Origin of the sequence: Pseudomonas spirodelae (assembly GCF_034653255.1) — a bacterium.
Lineage (GTDB): Bacteria > Pseudomonadota > Gammaproteobacteria > Pseudomonadales > Pseudomonadaceae > Aquipseudomonas > Aquipseudomonas spirodelae.
Genome location: NZ_JAYEET010000009.1, coordinates 20,962 through 40,849 on the forward strand (window position 1 = coordinate 20,962; position 19,888 = coordinate 40,849).

18 protein-coding genes are annotated in these 19,888 nt (G+C 60.9%); 12 read left to right on the plus strand and 6 right to left on the minus strand.

Annotated elements, in window-relative coordinates; genetic code table 11:
- Window positions 1-69 precede the first annotated feature (69 nt).
- From SOP97_RS03720 to SOP97_RS03730, 3 genes are all read left to right on the plus strand, one after another.
- Window positions 70-321 (plus strand): YfhL family 4Fe-4S dicluster ferredoxin, encoded by a 252-nt coding sequence (locus SOP97_RS03720; RefSeq protein ID WP_136663464.1) that lies wholly within the window; start codon window positions 70-72, stop codon window positions 319-321.
- Window positions 318-2,021: a gamma-glutamyltransferase gene (gene ggt, locus SOP97_RS03725; protein WP_322948242.1), complete on the plus strand. Its 1,704-nt coding sequence runs from the start codon at window positions 318-320 to the stop codon at window positions 2,019-2,021. The genes SOP97_RS03720 and ggt overlap by 4 nt, the downstream gene beginning before the upstream one ends.
- A 124-nt stretch (window positions 2,022-2,145) precedes the next feature.
- On the plus strand, window positions 2,146-2,568 hold the full coding sequence (locus SOP97_RS03730) for a hypothetical protein (protein ID WP_322948243.1): 423 nt from the start codon (window positions 2,146-2,148) through the stop codon (window positions 2,566-2,568).
- A gap of 48 nt (window positions 2,569-2,616) precedes the next feature.
- Here the strand turns inward: SOP97_RS03730 and SOP97_RS03735 are convergent, their stop codons facing one another.
- The 4 genes from SOP97_RS03735 to SOP97_RS03750 form a co-directional block, all read right to left on the minus strand.
- On the minus strand, window positions 2,617-2,955 hold the full coding sequence (locus tag SOP97_RS03735; RefSeq protein ID WP_322948244.1) for a multidrug transporter: 339 nt from the start codon (window positions 2,953-2,955) through the stop codon (window positions 2,617-2,619).
- A gap of 76 nt (window positions 2,956-3,031) precedes the next feature.
- The gene (locus SOP97_RS03740) at window positions 3,032-3,610 is read right to left on the minus strand and encodes a lysophospholipid acyltransferase family protein (protein ID WP_274087145.1); all 579 of its coding nucleotides are present in this window, start codon (window positions 3,608-3,610) and stop codon (window positions 3,032-3,034) included.
- An 85-nt stretch (window positions 3,611-3,695) separates the two neighbouring features.
- Window positions 3,696-4,508 carry a bifunctional DNA-formamidopyrimidine glycosylase/DNA-(apurinic or apyrimidinic site) lyase gene (mutM, locus tag SOP97_RS03745; RefSeq protein ID WP_322948245.1) on the minus strand — a complete coding sequence of 271 codons (813 nt, stop codon included), beginning with the start codon at window positions 4,506-4,508 and terminating at the stop codon, window positions 3,696-3,698.
- Between the two features lie 72 nt (window positions 4,509-4,580).
- Entirely contained in the window at window positions 4,581-5,393 is an 813-nt protein-coding gene (locus SOP97_RS03750) for an HDOD domain-containing protein (protein ID WP_274087174.1), read from the minus strand.
- Window positions 5,394-5,629: 236 nt separating this feature from the next.
- Between SOP97_RS03750 and SOP97_RS03755 the strand changes: the two genes are divergently transcribed.
- From SOP97_RS03755 to SOP97_RS03785, 7 genes are all read left to right on the plus strand, one after another.
- Window positions 5,630-6,826, plus strand: a complete 1,197-nt coding sequence (locus tag SOP97_RS03755) for a class I SAM-dependent rRNA methyltransferase (protein WP_322948246.1) — start codon at window positions 5,630-5,632, stop codon at window positions 6,824-6,826.
- 315 nt (window positions 6,827-7,141) lie between these two features.
- A complete protein-coding gene (locus SOP97_RS03760) occupies window positions 7,142-8,257 on the plus strand; it encodes an ABC transporter ATP-binding protein (protein WP_322948247.1) in 1,116 nt (371 codons plus the stop codon).
- 26 nt (window positions 8,258-8,283) lie between these two features.
- Complete coding sequence (locus tag SOP97_RS03765; protein WP_322948248.1) at window positions 8,284-9,357, plus strand: ABC transporter substrate-binding protein; 1,074 nt, start codon at window positions 8,284-8,286, stop codon at window positions 9,355-9,357.
- A 65-nt stretch (window positions 9,358-9,422) separates the two neighbouring features.
- Window positions 9,423-10,655 carry an ABC transporter permease gene (locus SOP97_RS03770; protein WP_274087140.1) on the plus strand — a complete coding sequence of 411 codons (1,233 nt, stop codon included), beginning with the start codon at window positions 9,423-9,425 and terminating at the stop codon, window positions 10,653-10,655.
- A gap of 6 nt (window positions 10,656-10,661) precedes the next feature.
- Complete coding sequence (locus SOP97_RS03775) at window positions 10,662-11,519, plus strand: ABC transporter permease (RefSeq protein WP_274087139.1); 858 nt, start codon at window positions 10,662-10,664, stop codon at window positions 11,517-11,519.
- Window positions 11,520-11,769: 250 nt separating this feature from the next.
- Window positions 11,770-13,617, plus strand: a complete 1,848-nt coding sequence (gene ilvD / locus SOP97_RS03780) for a dihydroxy-acid dehydratase (RefSeq protein ID WP_322948249.1) — start codon at window positions 11,770-11,772, stop codon at window positions 13,615-13,617.
- A gap of 140 nt (window positions 13,618-13,757) precedes the next feature.
- Window positions 13,758-15,125 carry a nucleobase:cation symporter-2 family protein gene (locus tag SOP97_RS03785; protein ID WP_322948250.1) on the plus strand — a complete coding sequence of 456 codons (1,368 nt, stop codon included), beginning with the start codon at window positions 13,758-13,760 and terminating at the stop codon, window positions 15,123-15,125.
- 81 nt (window positions 15,126-15,206) lie between these two features.
- Here SOP97_RS03785 and SOP97_RS03790 read toward each other — a convergent pair whose 3' ends face one another.
- Window positions 15,207-15,719, minus strand: a complete 513-nt coding sequence (locus SOP97_RS03790; protein WP_322948251.1) for a dihydrofolate reductase — start codon at window positions 15,717-15,719, stop codon at window positions 15,207-15,209.
- A 57-nt stretch (window positions 15,720-15,776) separates the two neighbouring features.
- Window positions 15,777-16,943, minus strand: coding sequence for a GGDEF domain-containing protein (locus tag SOP97_RS03795; protein ID WP_322948252.1), 1,167 nt, complete (start codon window positions 16,941-16,943; stop codon window positions 15,777-15,779).
- Between the two features lie 171 nt (window positions 16,944-17,114).
- On the opposite strand from SOP97_RS03795, the gene SOP97_RS03800 reads away from it, so the two are divergent.
- Both SOP97_RS03800 and SOP97_RS03805 read left to right on the plus strand, forming a co-directional pair.
- Window positions 17,115-18,509 carry a DUF2868 domain-containing protein gene (locus SOP97_RS03800; RefSeq protein ID WP_322948253.1) on the plus strand — a complete coding sequence of 465 codons (1,395 nt, stop codon included), beginning with the start codon at window positions 17,115-17,117 and terminating at the stop codon, window positions 18,507-18,509.
- The gene (locus SOP97_RS03805; protein WP_322948254.1) at window positions 18,502-19,878 is read left to right on the plus strand and encodes a DUF3482 domain-containing protein; all 1,377 of its coding nucleotides are present in this window, start codon (window positions 18,502-18,504) and stop codon (window positions 19,876-19,878) included. Before SOP97_RS03800 ends, SOP97_RS03805 begins: the two co-directional genes overlap by 8 nt.
- Window positions 19,879-19,888: the final 10 nt, after the last annotated feature.

The following is a 19,888-nucleotide window of genomic DNA, read 5'->3' on the forward strand; positions in this document are numbered from 1 at the left end:
CAATTTGCGCCAACGTCTTTCTGTACACATCTAGGCTGCGCCACCGGTTTGCAGCGGGAGTGGTTACACATGTCACTGATCATCACCGACGACTGCATCAACTGCGACGTCTGCGAACCCGAGTGCCCTAACGCGGCCATTTCCCAGGGCGAAGAAATCTACGAAATCGACCCCAACCTGTGTACGGAATGCGTCGGCCATTACGATGAGCCGCAATGCCAGCAGGTCTGTCCGGTCGATTGCATCCCGCTCGATGAGAACAATGTCGAGAGCAAGGATGATTTGATGCAGAAGTACCTGATCATTACCGGTAAAGCATGAGCACCGGCCGCCTGATCCGCGGCCATCTCCCCTGGCGCGCCCTGTTCGGTGCGCTTGCCCTACTCTGCGCCCTTGAACTGCATGCCGCCGCTCTGCCCGAGCGCATTGCGGTTGCCACGGCGCACCCCGCCGCCACCGTTGCGGGCCAGGAAACCCTGGCACTGGGCGGCAATGCCTTCGATGCGGCCGTCGCCATCAGCGCCGCTCTCGCGGTAGTCGAGCCTTACGGTTCAGGGCTGGGCGGCGGCGGTTTCTTTTTGCTGCGCGAAGCCGGCGTATCACCCACCTATCGCTTCCTCGATGCCCGCGAGCGTGCGCCACTGGCGGCCCATGCCGACCTTTATAAAGTCGATGGTGAAGTCAACAAACAGCTGTCGCTGAACGGCGCACTGGCGGCGGCCATTCCCGGTTTGCCGGCGGCGTTGGTGCAACTGGCAGAGCGTTTCGGTCGCCTACCGCTGCGTGACTCGCTGGCCCCGGCTATTCGCCTGGCCCGCAGCGGTGTCAGTATCGACCGGGTTTACCGTGAGCGCGCGGGCTGGCGCCTTGAGGCCATGCGCAGTGATGCAGAGACCGCGCGGCTGTTCCTCGAAAAAGGCGACATACCGGAACAATTCAGCCTACTGCGCCAACCCGAACTGGCCCTGACACTGGAGCAATTAGCCGCACAGGGCCATCAAGGCTTTTACGGCGGCAAGGTCGCCGAAACACTCGTCCAAGCGGTACAAGCCGCAGGTGGCATCTGGTCGCTCAAAGACTTGGCCGAGTACCGTATCGTTGAGCGCCAGCCGTTGCGCGTCCAGCTTGATCAAGGCCGCGAGCTGATCAGCGCACCGCCACCGTCAGCGGGCGGCATTGCCTTGGGGCAAAGCCTGCTGATGCTGCAGCAACTGCCCTGGCAACAGGTTGATGCCGTGCAGCGCACCCACCTCGTGGTCGAGACCTTGCGCCGTGCTTACCGCGACCGAGGCCTGCTCGGCGATCCCGACTTTGTGAACAACCCAGCCGCCCAACTGCTTGCACCTGACTACCTAAAGCAGCTGACCAGCAGCATCGACCCGCAACACGCCACACCAAGCGACAGCCTGCCACCGAGCAGAGCCTGGAAAGAAGGTGATCACACCACCCACTTCACCGTACTCGACACCGAGGGCAATGCCGTCGCCGCCACACTGTCGGTCAACCTGCCCTTCGGCGCCGCCTTTACCGTGCCCGGCACCGGCGTATTACTGAACAACGAAATGGATGACTTTGCCGCCGACATACAAGGCAGTAACGCCTACGGCCTGAGCGGCAGCCAGGCCAACAGCATTGCCGCCGGCAAACGGCCCCTGTCGAGCATGAGCCCGAGCTTTATCGAAAGCCCTGAGGATTTCGCCAGCTTCGGCACGCCAGGCGGCAGCCGGATTCCCAGCATGGTGCTACTGGCGATGCTCGAGTACCTGGATCAACAACCCATCGACCACTGGCCCAGTGTCGCGCGCTACCACCACCAGTTCCGCCCAGACCTGATCGAGCACGAGCCAGACACATTCAGCGCAGCACAACGCGCGGCGCTAAACGCACTGGGGCATCAATTGAAATCGACAGAGCGGCAGTACGGGAATCAGCAGGTGCTGTTCTGGGACAAACAGGATGGTCATGTCGAAGCGGCGAGCGATCTGCGGGGGATTGGGACATCTGCAGTCAGAATCAGGTAGAACCCAATCGCAGAGACATACTTAAATTGCCCAAGTATCATGCCCGGCAGGCAGCTTAAGGCCTAATACAAAAAAGCTAATAATCTCTTCATCGATTGAAGAGGGACAAAAAAAGGGATGTACCATGATCAAAAATTTTATCTTCGTCGGCTTAATAGCGCTCTTAACGTCAGGGTGTGCGACCGGTCTTAACTCGCAGCAGTCTGCTCAGTACAACTCAATGGAAGCCCGAGGCTTAGCCGTTCAAGAGAAGAACCCTACCACTGGCGCATTGCTCGGCATTCTCCCTGGCGGTGGTTCCTTCTATGCAAGAGAACCAGCCTTTGGCGTACTCAACCTTCTCTTCTGGCCCCTATCCATTTTCTGGGACCCCGTTAGCGGGTATGACGGCGCAACTCGGATTAACTACAACTTTTCAAAAGCACAAATTGATAACGACAAGCGCGAAGCTGAAAAGAAACTATATCGTGACTACCAAGACGGCTTGATATCAGAAACAGCGCTGGCACGTGGAATGAGAGATATCGAAGATAAATATCGATACTGATGAAAAACAAAAAAGGCGCCTGCAAGGCGCCTTTTTTATTGGTAAGACTCAGTACTCATTTTTTACTGAGCTCGTACAGCCTAAGCAACGGGCAAATGCTTCACGAGCAGGATCCGCTACCAACGACTGCCCTGCCTCTTTGACATTACCGCCCAGCGCAGTAAACGGCAGGCTGACGACAAAGGCCACAGCACCAATGGCGGTAGCACCGATCAGCAGTGGCCGAGCGATCAGCAGATCACCCAGCATCGAAAATGCTCCAGGTGCGTTAGCCGTATACAGGGGGTCCCCGCTGGTATTCTGCTGCGCTACCTCAGCATGGGCTGGCAGCGCCAGCAGGCCAGTGGTCAGCGCCAGAGCAGCAGCGGTTGAGCGGAACAGTTTCATGGGGCGATCCTTCAGTGTTTAGGAGGCAGTGAGACTAACTATAACAGCGCATTGGTAATTGTCAGCGTGACGCCCGTCAATCCCCATAAAAGGCATATTCAGGTTTTTTCGGGATAAAGGGCCGGTAAAACGCCAGGATCGCATTGAGATCAGCTGTTTCGTCCCCCGTCGGCATAAACGTCGGCCCGATAAACACACGCCGATTCTGATAGTCCAGCGCACCCAGCACGATCGGCACGCCGGCTCCCAGGGCAATGTGATAGAAGCCCATTTTCCAGCGCTCAACCTTCTTGCGCGTGCCTTCAGGCGAGAGCACCAACATAAAATGCTCATGTTCGCTAAAGGCCTGTATCGCCTGCTCGACGGTATTGCCCTGGCGCTCACGACGGATAGCAATACCACCCCACGCACGCATCAGCGCGCCAAAGGGCCAGCGGAAAATCGTGTGCTTACCGAACCAGCGGGCATTCAGGCGCAGCACAAATTTCACTGCGATAAAAATCACGAAGTCCCAGTTGGACGTGTGGTGCGCGCCGATGACGACAAACTTGTCGAGTTTCGGCAGTTGGCCTTCGATACGCCAACCCATCAGTTTCAGCGCCACGCGGCCCACCCATTCAGCCAGCCGGTTGCGGGGCAGATAGTTACCGGACATCAATACCTCGGTCTTTCTTATTGTTATGCGCTCAGCGCCTGCCAGTTGCAGCCGAGCAGTCAAATCTCAACGCGCAGCAAATACTTTAGCGTTGGCAGCGCGGGCAATACACGCTGGCGCGCTGGCCCAGCTTAACCTCGCGCAGGGTGCTGCCACAGTGCTTGCAGAACTCACCGCCACGGCCATACACAAACAGTTCTTGCTGGAAATACCCCGGCTGACCATCGCCGCCAACGAAGTCGCGCAGGGTGGTGCCGCCGCGCTCAATGGCGTGAGCGAGGATGCGTTTGATCTCAGCCGCCAACTTTAGGTAGCGCGCCCGCGACACGGAGCCGGCTTCGCGACGCGGATCGATGCCCGCCGCAAACAGCGCCTCCGAGGCATAGATATTGCCCACGCCGACCACCACGGCGTTGTCCATGATAAAGGGCTTAACCGCCATGGCTCGGCCACGCGACTGCTGAAACAACCGCTCGCCATCAAACAACTCGGTCAAGGGCTCTGGCCCGAGCTTGCTCAACAGCACATGGCTCAATGGGTCGGCACTCCAGAGCAGGGCACCGAAACGCCGAGGGTCGGTGTAGCGTAAGGCCAGGCCAGACTCCAGCTCGATATCCACATGCTCATGCTTGGCCGCCGGCAGGCCGCACTCGACCAGGCGCAGGCTGCCAGACATGCCCAGATGGCTTATCAGGCTACCGGTTTCGGCCTTGATCAGCAGGTACTTGGCGCGCCGCTCGACGCATTCGATACGCTGCCCGGACAGCTGGATATCCAGGTCCTCGGGGATCGGCCAGCGCAGCCGGCGCTCGCGCACGATCACCCGGCTAACGCGCTGACCTTCAAGGTAGGGCGCAATGCCGCGGCGGGTGGTTTCTACTTCTGGAAGTTCTGGCATAGCGAGTCATCAGCTGAGCAATTGGAGCGGGCGTCTACCTTATCAGGAATGCCCCGAAAACGACGCCACAGGCTAGCGCGCGCCGAGGTCGCGAATGCTCTCGCGCAGGTTCTCGAAGTCATACTCCGACAGCCCGACATACTCCAGCACCAGCTGCTCAATGCTTTGCCATTCATGGTCTTCAGCCTGATTGCCAAGCACCCGATGGCTGGCACAGATGTGCTCCGCCATCTTCAGGATCGCCAGCAGGGTTTTCAGCGGCGCATCGCGGCTGGCGTCTTCGCTAAAAATCGCCAGCGCGTTGTGGTGGCTGGCAATTGCCTCGCACAGGTGCAGCGGCAGGTTCCACGACTTGGCAGTGAAGTAGCCAACTACTGCATGGTTGGTATTCAGCAGACGGTTTTCGGTATCCACCACCCGACGCTCATCGGTAGCACTGGCATAAGCTTCTTCCAGCACGCTCATGTAATGGGGGAACCGCTTGAGCATCAGCGGGATGCCGCAATTGTGAAACAGGCCCAGGGCGTAGGCCTCATCCGGCGAGTGGTAACCGATGCGCTTGGCCAGACTCAGACACGTCACAGCCACATCCTGAGCGGTGTCCCAGAAGCGGTTGAGGGTGACGATAGCCTCATCCGTCAGTTCGCCACGAATCGACTGCGCATTGATCAGGTTGATCACCGTATTGCAGCCCAACAAGTTGACCGCCTGCTGGATCGAGGCGATGCGGTTGGCCAGGCCGAAGAACGGCGAGTTCACCAGCTTTAGCAGCGCGCCAGATAACCCCGGGTCCTGGCTAATCAGCTTGGCGATGGCGCGTAGATCCGGATCGGGCATCACCTGTTCCATCTGCAAATCCACCATGATCTGCGGCTGCGGCGGCACGCTGATGCCTTGCAGTACTTGCCGGATATAGTCGGCGGAGAGCTCTTGAGACATAACAGGGAAAACCGGAGTGAGAGGTGTGCAACAGTTTAGCGACTCCCCCAACACTTCCACAGTCGCGTTTTGTAACCACCGCGACGCTAGGGTTTGTTGACCTTTCAGCGCGACCGCAGCGGAAACGTAAACAGAGCGGGATGAACCGGCTATAATTCCGCTCTTTTTTCGGAGTCCCCAGCATGTCCCTGCCCAGCCTGCGCCTGAAAGCCAACGCCGACCGACGCCTGCGCGCCGGCCATCTGTGGGTCTACAGCAACGAAATCGACGTCACCGCCACACCACTGAGCGGCTTTGTGGCCGGCGACCAGGCCATCCTCGAAGCGGCCGGCGGTAAAGCGCTGGGCGTGGTGGCGATGAGCCCGAACAACCTGATCTGTGCGCGTCTGCTGTCGCGTGACCTCAAGCATATGCTGGACAAATCCCTGTTGGTGCACCGCCTCAACGTGGCCCTGTCACTGCGCGAGCGCCTGTTCGACAAGCCCTGCTACCGCTTGGTATTCGGTGACTCCGACCTGCTGCCGGGTCTGGTGGTCGACCGTTTCTTCGACATTCTGGTGGTTCAGCTGGCCTCAGCCACCATGGAGCGCCATAAAGATGACGTGCTCGCTGCGCTGATTCAGGTGTGCAAGCCTAGCGGCATCCTGCTCAAGAACGACTCTGCCGCGCGCGACGCCGAAGGCTTACCGCGTTACGTGGAAACGCCATTTGGCGTGGTCCCGGAGTGGGTCGCCCTAGAAGAGAACGGCGTGAAGTTCGAAGCCCCGGTCATTGAAGGGCAGAAAACCGGCTGGTTCTACGACCACCGCATGAACCGCGCACGCCTGGCGCCCTACGTCAAAGGCAAGCGCGTACTCGACCTGTTCAGCTACATCGGCGGCTGGGGTGTGCAAGCGGCAGCCTTTGGCGCCAGCGACGTGATGTGCGTGGACGCCTCCGGCTTCGCCCTCGACGGGGTTGAGCGCAACGCCGCGCTGAACGGCCTGACCGATAAAGTTGCCTGTGTTGAAGGCGATGTCTTCGAAGCCCTGAAACAGCTCAAGGCGTCAGAAGAGCGCTTCGACGTGATCGTTGCCGACCCGCCCGCCTTTATCAAACGTAAGAAAGACCAGAAAAACGGCGAAGGCGCCTACCGCCGCCTCAACGAGCAAGCCATGCGCCTGCTCAACAAGGACGGCATCCTGATCAGCGCCAGCTGCTCCATGCACCTGGAAGAGGACAACCTGCAAAACATCCTGCTGACCAGCGCGCGCCACCTGGACCGCAACATCCAACTGCTCGAACGCGGCGCCCAAGGCCCGGACCATCCGGTGCACCCGGCGATTGCCGAAACCCGCTACATCAAAAGCCTCACCATGCGCCTGTTGCCCAACAGCTAAATGCCGCCACACGCGCACCGATATATCAATCACGCCTAAGCGTGCGCACCTGCCGAGTGCATCTCGGCAGGTGCTTCCTTCTGCCCCGCATTGTTACCACTCCCCACACCTGCCTGGCGCAACCGCGCCACTGCGCTAGGCTCAAACCCCAGTACTGCAGCGATTACGATGCCCTGCAGCAGTACTGGCACAGTGCTTGCGTTGCTTGAACACTCAAACACGTTGCCCGCCGCATCAACACCGCGGCCAACGGACTCAAGCATTCAGCTAATGGCCACAAGCCGTTAGCTATTACGCACACAATTGGGGAGGGGTATGGCTGACCTAGCGGGGGACAAACCGTTCCTGCAATTCACCAACGTGAAAAAGATTTATGACCACAAGAACCTGGTGGTCAAGGACTTCAACCTGGACGTGGCCAAGGGCGAATTTATCACCCTGCTCGGCCCTTCCGGCTCTGGCAAAACCACTTGCCTGATGATGCTCGCGGGCTTCGAAGACGTGACCAGTGGCGAGATCTTGATCAATGGCCGCTCGGTCACCAGCATCGCGCCTTACCAGCGCAATATCGGCATGGTGTTCCAGCAGTACGCCCTGTTTCCGCACATGACCCTGCGCGAAAACCTCGCCTACCCGCTGAAGATTCGTAAACAGCCCAAAGACGTGATTCGCGCCAAGGTCGATGAATACCTGTCACTGGTCGAGCTACTGGATTTCGGCAATCGCTTCCCTGGGCAACTCTCCGGCGGTCAACGCCAGCGGGTGGCCCTGGCCCGCGCGCTGATCTTCGCCCCAGACATCGTGTTGATGGACGAACCGCTTGGCGCCCTCGACAAAAAACTGCGCGAGCAGATGCAGTTTGAGATCAAACGTCTGCACGATCAGCTTGGTTTCACCGTGATCTACGTGACACATGACCAGACCGAAGCCCTGACCATGAGCGACCGCATCGCCGTGTTCAACAACGGCATCGTTCAGCAATGCGCCGCGCCCCATGTGCTTTACGAACGACCGGCCAACCTGTTCGTCGCCGACTTTATCGGTGAAAGCAACAAACTCAAGGGCGTGATCGAAGCGGTCGACGCGGACAGCGTAAACGTCCGCCTGGACAGTGGCGGGCTGGTCAGCGCCCTGAAAGCCAACTGCACGGAAATCGGCCTGCCGACCACAGTGTCGATACGCCCGGAAAAACTCACCTTCACCGACCGCCTCGGCAGCACCGGCAATCAGGTGATGGCACGGTTCGTCGCCCGCCATTACGTCGGCGAATACATCCGCTACCACTTCGAAACCGCCGATGGCACCGAGCTGGTGGTGAAGAACATGAATGACAGCAGCGCCCCGCAACTCAGCGCAAAGGAAGAAGTCGCCCTGGCCTGGCAGCCACAAGACAGCCAGGCCCTGGATCGCCCCGTCGTCACGACACCCTGAATGATAAGAAGCAATGGAGCTCAGCAATGGCTAGAACACTGACCACCCGCTTTTCCACCTTCGCCCTCGCAGCAGCACTGGGTACGGCAAGTTTCGCCGCCAGCGCCGAGGAAACCCTGACCGTCGTATCCTGGGGCGGTGCCTATGGCGCAGCCCAGCAAAAGCATGTGATTGACCCGTTCCAGAAAGACACCGGCAACAAGGTACTGTTCGAGGATTACACCGGCGGCGTGGCGGAGATCAAAGCCCAGGTCGAATCCGGCAATATCCAGTGGGACGTGGTCGACTTTGAAGTGATCGACCTCGAACGCGCCTGCTCTGAAGGCTTACTGGAAACCATCCCGCGCGACATTCTGCCGGCCGGTATCGATGGTGTTCCTGCCGCTAAGGACTTTATCCCCGAAGCCCTGGCCAGTGAGTGCGCGGTTGGCAACATCGTCTGGTCAGTGGTGTTCGCCTACAACGAGAAAACCATCGGAGGCACCAAGGCTGCCAGCATCAACGACTTCTTCGACGCGGCGAAAATTCCTGGCAAGCGCGCCCTGCGCAAACGTCCACAAGTGAACATGGAATGGGCCCTGCTGGCTGACGGCGTAGCGCCGGCCGACGTTTACGAAGTTCTCTCCACGCCAGAAGGCCAGGCCCGCGCCTTTGCCAAACTGGACACCATCAAGCAAGACATCGTCTGGTTCGATTCTTGGTCGCAAGCCCCGCAGCTGCTCAACGATGGTGGCGCCGTGCTGGTGCAGTCGGCCAACGGGCGCTTCTATGACGCCATCCGCCAAGAGAAAAAACCTTTCGTGATCGTCTGGGACGGCCACGTCTACGACCTCGATGCCTGGGCCATCGTCAAAGGCTCGAAGAAGAAAGACCTCGCGCTGAAGTTCATTGCCTACGCCACCGGTTCCAAGCCACTAGCCGGCATGCCAGACGTGGCCTACGGCCCGACTCGCAAATCCTCTATGCCGTTGGCCGATCAAAGCGCCGCACCGCACCTGCCGACCGCGCACCTGGATAAAGGCATCCAGGCCGGCTCGGACTTCTGGGCGGACTACGGTGAATCACTCGGTGAGAAATTCAACGAGTGGCTGTTGAAGTAATGCCTCGGACACCTCGCGTCACATCGGCGCGGGGTGTCGCTTTCAGGTTGCAAAGGAGTTAACGCTTGTCCTCACTCACCCGCACCGAAGCCAGCCAAGCCGCCAGCGCCCGCAACAAGAAACGCCTCACGGCCTTTCTATTTGTCGTGCCGTTGCTGATCTTCATCCTGCTGAGTTTTGTTGCACCGATTGCCAGCATGCTCTGGCGCAGTGTCCACCACCCCACGGTGGCCACCCTGATTCCGCTGACCCTGAGCGAGCTGCAACGCTGGGACGGCAAAACGGTTCCTGATCAACAAACCCTGAGCGTCTTTGCCCAAGAGCTGCACGACCTGGCCAAAGTGCGCCAGTCCGGCAAACTCGCCGAAGAGTTCAACCGTGCCTCTGCGGGCATGTCCAGTGTGGTCAAATCCACCGCTCGCAAAGTTTCGCGCCTGGATAGCGAGCAATTGACGCAGCAAGGCGCCGAAATCCTGCTCAAATCCAACCGCAAGTGGAGCAAGCCGGAAATCTGGTACGCCATCCAGCGCGCAGGCAAACCCTACACCTACGATTACTACCTGACCGCGCTCGACCTTGAACTCGACCAAGAGCACGGCATTCAGGTGCGCGAAGACACGCAGATCTATCTGCAGCTCTACAGCAAGACCCTGAGCATGGCACTGGTCATCACCCTGTTCTGCGCCCTGCTTGGCTACCCGCTGGCCTACTACCTGGCTCGCCTGCCAGAAAACCGCGCCAACTTGTTATTGGTGCTGGTGCTGTTGCCGTTCTGGACCTCGCTGCTGGTGCGCACCACCGCCTGGATCGCACTACTACAGACCAACGGCGTGATTAACTCCTTCCTGCTCGGCGTCGGCGTGATCGGTGAGCCGATTGAAATGCTCTACACCTCATTCGCCACCGTGGTCGCGATGACCCATATCCTGCTGCCGTTTATGATTTTGCCGCTGTACAGCGTGATGCGCGGTATCGATCCCAGCTACCTGCGTGCAGCGCTGTCGCTGGGCGCGCGACCGATACCGGCCTTCGCCCGCATCTATTTCCCGATGACCCTGCCGGGGCTGAGCGCCGGGGCGCTGCTGGTGTTCATCATCTCGGTGGGTTACTACATCACCCCGGCACTGGTCGGCGGCACCGATGGGCAGATGATCAGCAACATCATTGCTTTCCATATGCAGCGCTCGAATAACTGGGAGCTGGCCGCCGCGCTGGGGTCCTTACTGCTTGCGCTGATCCTGCTGCTGTACTGGCTCTACGACCGCTTCGTCGGTGCCAGCAATATCAAACTGGGATGAGCTGATATGTCGAAGATTCCCGCCTATTACGGTTTTTGGTATCACCTGGGTAGCTGGCTGTTAAAGACCAGCTCCTGGCTGGTGCTGCTGTTTTTGATCATGCCGATCCTGGTGATCATCCCGCTGTCATTCAACGTCGAGCCCTTCTTCAGCTTTACCGAAGGCATGCTCACCTTCCAACCCGAGGCCTATTCGCTGCGCTGGTACAGCGCCATTTTCAGCGATGACAAATGGCTGCTGGCAATCAAGAACAGCTTTATCATCGGTTTCTTCTCGACCCTGCTGGCCACCGTGCTCGGCACCTGCGCAGCCGTGGGCCTGGCGCGCGACGATATGCCGATGCGCCGTCTGATTACCGCCCTGCTGCTGTCACCGATGATCGTGCCGTTGATCATCACTGCTGCCGGGATGTTCTTCTTCTACTCCGACCTTGGCCTGGCCGGTAACTACCTGGGCATCATCATCGCCCACGCCGCCCTCGGCACACCGTTTGTGATCATCACCGTCACCGCTACCCTGACAGGCTTCGACTACAGCCTGGCCCGCGCGGCGCTGAATCTGGGCGCCACGCCACTGCGGGTGTTCTTCGACATCATCATGCCGCTGATTCGCCCAGGGGTAATCTCCGGCGCGCTGTTTGCCTTTATCACCTCGTTCGATGAGGTGGTGGTGATCCTGTTTATGGCCGGGCCGCAGCAACGCACCATTCCCCGGCAAATGTTCTCGGGCCTGCGCGAGCAGATCAACCCGAGCATCCTGGCCATCGCCACCCTGCTGATCCTGATGTCGATTGTGCTGCTGATCACCATCGAGCTGCTGCGCCGCCGCGCCACACGCATGCGCGGTATCGAGCAGATTGAATAAGCACCCCGCGCTTTCGCCTCAAGCCGCCTGGGATTAGAATCGCCACTCTCCTGCCACATCCCAGGCGGACTTGTAGCCCGGCCACGCCAGCGCCCACACCGCGCCAAGCAGCGCCCCAGCCCAGCAGATGCTCACTCGCGTTTGCCTTGGGCCTGAACCCGGCTCAACATACGCACCAACAGCCCGTTGCCAGCACAGCACTAGTGTCTGTGAACGCGTAACCTGATTAGCCTTTGCAGGATTTATCGCCATGCCTGACTACCGCTCAAAGACCTCCACCCACGGCCGCAACATGGCCGGCGCCCGCGCCCTGTGGCGTGCTACCGGGATGAAGGACGAAGACTTCAAAAAGCCGATCATTGCCGTTGCCAACTCCTTCACTCAGTTCGTACCCGGCCACGTGCACCTCAAAGACATGGGGCAACTGGTCGCCCGCGAAATCGAGCGGGCCGGCGGCGTGGCCAAAGAATTCAACACCATCGCGGTCGATGACGGCATCGCCATGGGCCACGACGGCATGCTGTATTCGCTGCCGAGCCGCGAGATCATCGCCGACTCCGTCGAGTACATGGTCAACGCCCACTGTGCCGACGCCATTGTTTGCATCAGCAACTGCGACAAAATCACCCCCGGCATGCTGATGGCTGCTTTGCGCCTGAACATCCCAGTGATCTTTGTTTCCGGCGGGCCGATGGAAGCTGGCAAAACCAAGCTGGCCAGCCATGGTCTGGACCTGGTCGATGCCATGGTGATCGCCGCTGACGAGAGCGCCAGCGATGAGAAGGTGGCTGAATACGAGCGCAGCGCGTGCCCGACCTGCGGCAGCTGCTCCGGCATGTTTACCGCCAACTCGATGAACTGCCTGATGGAAGCCCTGGGCCTGGCCCTACCGGGTAACGGTTCGACCCTGGCCACCCACAGCGACCGCGAGCAGCTATTCCTGCAGGCCGGCCGCACCGTGGTCGAGCTGTGCAAACGCTATTACGGCGAAGGCGACGAGTCGGTTCTGCCGCGCAATATTGCCAACTTCAAGGCGTTCGAGAATGCCATGAGCCTGGACATCGCCATGGGTGGTTCGACCAACACCATCCTGCACCTGCTGGCCGCCGCTCAGGAAGCCGAGATCGACTTCGACCTGCGCGACATCGACCGTCTTTCGCGCAAAGTGCCGCAGCTGTGCAAGGTTGCGCCAAACATCCAGAAGTACCACATGGAAGACGTCCACCGCGCCGGCGGCATCTTCAGCATCCTTGGCTCGCTGGCCCGTGGCGGCCTGCTGCACACCGACCTGCCGACCGTACACAGCCGCAGCATGGAAGAAGCCATCGCCAAATGGGACATCACCCAGACTGACGATGAAGCCGTGCATACCTTCTTCCGCGCAGGCCCGGCCGGCATCCCGACGCAGACCGCGTTCAGCCAGAGCACCCGCTGGGACACCGTGGATGATGACCGCGAAAACGGCTGCATCCGCAGCGTCGAGCATGCGTATTCGCAAGAAGGCGGCCTGGCCGTGCTGTACGGCAACATCGCCCTCGACGGTTGCGTGGTGAAAACCGCTGGTGTTGATGAGTCGATCCACGTCTTCGAAGGTAACGCGAAAATCTTCGAGAGCCAGGACAGCGCGGTGCGCGGCATCCTCGCCGACGAAGTAAAAGAAGGTGACATCGTCATCATCCGCTACGAAGGCCCGAAAGGCGGCCCGGGCATGCAGGAAATGCTCTACCCGACCTCGTACCTGAAATCCAAAGGCCTGGGCAAAGCCTGTGCCCTGCTCACCGACGGCCGCTTCTCCGGAGGCACCTCCGGCCTGTCCATCGGCCACGCCTCACCAGAAGCTGCCGCAGGCGGTGCCATCGGTTTGGTGCGCGAGGGTGACAAAATCCTGATCAACATCCATGAGCGCACCATCAACCTGCTGGTCAGTGATGAGGAAATCGCCCATCGCCGCCACGAGCAGGACAAAAAAGGCTGGAAGCCGGTGGAACAGCGTCCGCGCAAAGTCACCACGGCGCTCAAGGCCTACGCCCTGCTCGCCACCAGCGCCGACAAAGGCGCGGTACGCGACAAAGCGCTGCTGGAGAAACTGGTGCCCTAAGCCCCAGCCCAACAAAAACCCGGCCTTTGCGCCGGGTTTTTTATGAACTGTAACCCACCACGACCGCGCTATTAGCAGCCAGCGCTGGGCGTGACGGGTATTGCTCAGTAGAATCGCGCTCTTTTTTCCGGAGCACCACCATGAGCGCACTCGAAAAGCCGCCCGTCACCGACGAACTGGTGTTCGGCCTGGAAGACCGTCCCAAGCCGCTGATCAGCCTGCTGGCGGCCTTGCAGCATCTGCTGGCGATCATCGTACCGATCGTCACCCCGGGCCTGCTGATCTGCCAGGCGCTGGGCGTTTCGGCGCGCGACACCAACCTGATCGTCTCGATGTCGCTGGTGATTTCCGGCATCGCCACCTTTGTTCAATGCAAACGCTTTGGCCCCTTCGGTGCCGGGCTACTAATCGTGCAAGGCACCAGTTTCAATTTTGTCGGCCCGCTGATTGCCGGTGGCGCATTGATGGTGCAGCAAGGCACGCCCGTGGAAGCCGTGATGGCGGCGATTTTCGGTGTGGTGATCGCTGGCTCGTTTGTCGAAATGGGCGTGTCGCGCATCCTGCCCTTCGTCAAACGGCTTATCTCGCCGCTGGTCACCGGCATCGTGGTGCTGATGATTGGTCTGACCCTGATTAAAGTGGGCTTGATCAGCATGGGCGGCGGTTTCTCGGCGATGGCCGACGGCACGTTTGCCAACGCTGAAAACCTGATGCTGTCCGGCGTGGTGCTGGGGGTGATCGTGGTGCTCAACCGTATTCCACTGGTGTGGATGCGCAGCTGCGCCATCGTCATCGCCCTGGCGGTTGGCTATGCCCTGGCCGGCTACCTCGGTCGTCTGGACTTTACCGGCATGCATGAGGCCGAGCTGTTCCAGGTGCCGATGCCGCTGCATTTTGGTCTGAGCTTTTCCTGGAGCCTGTTCATCCCCATGTTGGTGATCTACCTAGTGACGTCCCTAGAAGCGATTGGCGATGTCACCGCCACCAGCAAAATCTCCCGCCAGCCGGTCGAAGGCCCGCTGTGGATGCAGCGGATCAAGGGCGGCGTACTGGTCAACGGCGCCAACTCGTTGCTGGCCGGGCTGTTCAACACCTTCCCCAGCTCGGTGTTTGCCCAGAACAACGGGGTTATTCAGCTGACCGGCATCGCCAGCCGCCACATCGGCCTGTGGATTGCAGCGATGCTGGTGATTCTCGGCCTGTTCCCCAGCGTGGCCGGGGTGATTCAAGCCGTACCAGAGCCGGTACTGGGTGGCGCGGCACTGGTGATGTTCGGCGCAGTCGCTGCCGCAGGGATCAACATCATTGCCGGCGTGCAACTGGATCGCCGCGCCCTGCTGATCATCTCGGTGTCCCTGGCCCTCGGCCTGGGTGTGTCGCAGGTGCCGGAATTCCTCGCGCACATGCCAGCGGCCCTGCGCAATGTACTGGAGTCCGGCGTGGCCACCGGCGGTATCTGCGCCCTGCTGATGAACTGGTTTTTGCCTGAACGCAAAGCGAACGCCTAAACCGATCGCCTAACGCAAAACGCCACCTACACAGGTGGCGTTTTACTTTCTAGCTTGGGGAGCAGCCGTTGGGCTTGTGCGCTAGGCGCGCTGCCACGTCTCGAAGACATAGGCCGGGGTTTCAGCCGTCGCGGCATGGGTGGCCTGTTCGCTGAGCTGCCACTGCGCCGGGCTTAGCTCAGGGAAATAGGCGTCGCCCTCCGGGCTGAGCGCAACACGCGTCAGGTACAACCGCGCGGCCTGAGCCAAGCCCAGCTCATACAGTTGCGCGCCGCCGATCAGCATCAGTTCATCGGCAGCATTGGCGCGGGCCCAGACCTCGGCACGCTCCATTGCGGCCTCCAGGCTGGCGAACACTTCCGCCCCCTCCAGTTGCAAACCGGGCTGGCGGCTGACCACTAGGTTGAGGCGGCCCGGCAGCGGCCGGCCGAGTGAGTCCCAGGTTTTGCGACCCATGATGATCGGCTTACCCAAGGTCATGGCCTTGAAGTGTTTGAGGTCCGCTGGCAAGTGCCAGGGCAATTGGTTATCGCGGCCGATCACGCAGTTTTCCGCGAGGGCCGCAATCAGGCAGAGGGGCAGGGAATTTTTCATAGCGGCGAGAATACCGCCTGCACAGCGATCATTGAAGCCTTGCCTGCGTTCACCCGCCTAGCGCTTGCCCACCACACGGTTGCGCCCCTGCTCCTTGGCCAGATAGAGGGCGACATCCGCCAAACGCAAGGCATCCGCCAAACTCTGGTGCGGCTGCGGCGTCAGGTAGGCCAGACCGATGCTGAGTGTGACCACCCCAGCGGCATCCGAATGGGCATGGCTCAGCGCCAGCGCCTCGGTCGCATGGCAGATGTCCTGCAAAATGGCCAGCAACTGCTCTTCACCCAGGCCATACCAAACCCCGACAAACTCCTCGCCGCCATAACGCGCAGCACAGTCCAACGGCCGCCGGGCATGCTCGCCGATCACCCGGGCGACTTGACGCAGCGCCTCATCACCGGCGGCGTGGCCGTAGTGATCGTTGTAGCGCTTGAAGAAGTCGATATCCATCATCACCACACCCAGCGCCTGTTTTTCTCGCTGCGCCTGACGCCAGCTGCGTTCGGCGCGCTCGGTGAAGGCACGGCGGTTGAGCAGCCCGGTCAGAAAGTCCTTTTCTGCCAGGTCCTGCAGCAAGCCATGAGCGAGGAAATTCTGCCGGGTGGCGTATTCCAGCGAGTAACAGCCCACCGAACCGATGACATTGGCCAACACCAGGAACAGGGCATTGCTCACCAGCCATTCACCGGTCAAACCAACACTCAGCTCCACCATCAGGTAAACAAAAAAGGTCAGCCAGCCGCACAGCACGGCCGTGCTAAAACGCAATCCGGTGAGGAAATAGAAGAACACCGTGACCAGGATGATGCCTTCATAAGGCAGGGCGAAGTTGTGATAGCGCGCCAAGCCGATAATGGCCGCCACCGCCAGCCCGCAGAGCAACGCCACGGTGCCGCCAATCAGCTGCAGATGATCACGCAGACCACGCCGATAGGTCGCCAGCCAGGCCAGTAACAGCAGCGGTTGAATCACCCCCAGGCGCAGCGCGAGGACTTGACCGCGCAGCGGGTCGGGCATGTTGATCGCATCCAGCAGCACAAACAGCAGCGCCAGTAGTGTCGCCACCAGCAGCGCCCAGCGCATACGGCGCAGGAACACATTGGCGTGATAACGCTTGAACGCCTGCTCCAACTCGCCGTCAAAACTCAGCGACCGAAAGCCCTGCTGATGCTGACGCAGGTACGGTGAATCCTCATTAACCCACTCCAGGTGCGGTAACTTCACGATGGCACTCGCTTTTTATTGTTATTCATCCATGGGGCCATCACCGGGACAGACCACCACTATGCTTGCACCAGCCTAGCTGGACTGGCCGCCTGCGTACACGCGCACAACTGTGCCATACACCAGCGGCTGAGGTTATCCTCTGTTTACCACTCCCTAACGGAACATCGCGTGCGCCCACTCGATACCCCCACACCCAGCCGCCTGCAGCGCCTCTGGCTAAGCGAAACCATCCGCCTGCGTGAAGCGCATGCCGGGCCACTGGAAGACAGCGAGGCCAATCGCCGTGCCCAGACCCAGGGCGGCACGCTCAGCGAGCGCATCCAAACCCGCGCCTGGCTGCTGGGTGAACGCGACGGCCAGGTATCAGCGCTGCAGCATTGGCTGCACGGTGCACGCCTGGCCGGGCTGTTGCTGTTACTGCTGGCCATCCTCAGTGGCAGCGGCCTGGCAGTGGCGGCCTTGGGTGACGGTTTGCGCCCGGTCAATGTGTTCTGGGCCCTGGGCAGCCTGCTCGGGCTCAACCTAATCCTGCTATTTGGCTGGGCGATGGGCTTGCTGCTGAGCCGTGACAGTACCGGCGCACTCGGGCATCTGTGGTTGTGGCTGAGTGCCAAGCTCGCCCGCGATGCGCAGGCGGCGCAGCTGGCACCGGCATTACTGCTGATGCTGCAACGCCAACGCCTAAGCCGCTGGGGCCTGGGCATTCTGGTGCACGGCTTCTGGCTGCTGACCCTGCTCACTGCGCTGCTAACCCTGCTGGTCTTACTGGCTACTCGGCGTTACGGCTTTGTTTGGGAAAGTACCCTGCTCGGCGGAAACAGTTTTATCGCCCTAACCCAAGCCCTCGGCAGCCTGCCGGCGCTGCTCGGCTTCAGCCTGCCAGATGCCGAGCTGATCCGCGCCAGCAGCGACAGCCCGCTGGCCAATGAAAGCGCGCGGCTGAGCTGGGCCAGTTGGCTGGTCGGCGTACTGGTGGTGTACGGTCTGCTGCCGCGTTTGGGATTGTTGTTGTTTTGCCTGTGGCGCTGGCGACGTGGCTGCGCCGCGCTGAGCCTGGATCTCAACTTGCCCGGTTACAGCCTGCTGCGTGAGCGCCTGCAACCGAGCAGCGAACGCCTCGGCGTATGTGATGCCGCGCCCATGCAGCTGCATCAGCCCCAGGCCGGCCATCACCCATTCGACACTCAGGGCGCACTGCTCGTGGGGGTCGAGCTGGACCCACAACGCAGTTGGCCCCCCGCGCTGCCCAAAAGCATCGGCCAGGCCGGCGTGATCGACAGCCGCGAACAACGCAAACAGTTACTCGAGCAACTCAGCCGCTTTCCTCCGGCACGCCTGCTGATTGCCTGTGACCCTCGCCGCTCGCCAGACCGCGGCAGCCTGGCGCTGCTCGGCGAGCTGGCGCGCACGGCAGGCAGTACGCGTATCTGGCTGTTGCCGCCGGCGCCGGGTGAAGCCCTCGACAGCGCCCGTTTGGGCGATTGGCACCGCGCACTGGAGCACCTGCAACTGCCGCATAGCGACAGCCTGCCACTCAGCTGGCTGGAGCATGGCCATGACTAAACCACTGAAACTGGCCGTGGTTGGCCACACCAATGTTGGCAAAACCTCGTTGCTGCGCACCCTGACCCGCGACGTCGGTTTCGGCGAAGTCTCGCATCGCCCCAGCACCACCCAGCATGTCGAGGGGGCGCGCCTGTCAGTAGACGGCCAAGCGTTGCTGGAGCTGTACGACACGCCGGGCCTGGAAGACGCCATCGCCCTGCTCGATTATCTCGAGCGCCTGGATCGCCCCGGTGAACGCCTGGACGGCCCCGCGCGACTGACGCGCTTCCTCGACGGCAGCGAAGCACGTCAACGCTTCGAACAGGAAGCCAAGGTGCTGCGGCAACTGCTCGCCTCCGACGCCGGCCTGTATGTGATCGACGCCCGCGAGCCGGTACTGGCCAAATACCGCGATGAGCTGGCCGTGCTGAGCATGTGCGGCCGGCCACTGTTACCAGTGCTGAATTTCGTCAGCAGCCGCCAGCACCGCGAGCAGGACTGGCGCGACGCCTTGGCTCGCCTGGGCCTGCATGCACTGGTGTGCTTCGACAGCGTAGCGCCGCCGCTGGATGGCGAACGCCGCCTGTATGACAGCCTCGCCCTGCTGCTGGAAAAAGCCCGGCCGCAACTGCAACGGCTGATCGATGACCACCAGACGCAACGGCAACTGCGCCGCAGCTGCGGCGCACGGCTGATCGCGGAGTTGCTCCTCGATTGCGCGGCCTGCCGCCGCAGCGTGGCGGTGCAAGGCCAGCAGGAACAAGAAGCGATCCGTGACCTGCACCAGAGCATTCGCCAGCGCGAGCAAGGCTGCGTGGAGGCTTTACTGCGCCTGTATGGTTTCCGTAAGGATGATGCCAAGGCCGCTGACCTGCCCTTGCTCGACGGCCGCTGGGGCGACGATCTGTTTAATCCAGAAACCCTCAAGCAGCTTGGCGTCAAAGTCGGCGGCGGTATGGCGGCAGGCGCCGCTACCGGCGTGGGTGTTGATCTGCTGGTTGGCGGTATCACCCTGGGCGCCGCCGCGGCTCTCGGCGCGCTGATCGGCGGCAGCGCACAAACCTTACGCAACTACGGCGCACGGCTGAAAGGCAAACTCAAAGGCCAGCGCGAACTGAGCGTGGACGATGCCGTGCTGCGTCTGCTCGCCCTGCGCCAGCAACTGCTGCTGCAAGCACTGGAAGCCCGCGGTCATGCAGCCGTCGAGGCCATCAACCTGGCCGCGCCGCAGGACGCCAGCTGGCGCGAAGGCAAGCTGCCGGACGCCCTGCACAAAGCCCGCGCTCACCCCGAATGGTCATCGCTCAACCCTGGCGCCGAGCTTCAGCAGAGCGAGCGGGAAATGCAGCTCAACACACTGGCCGCCACGCTGCTAAACAGCCAATAGCAGCCCTGGC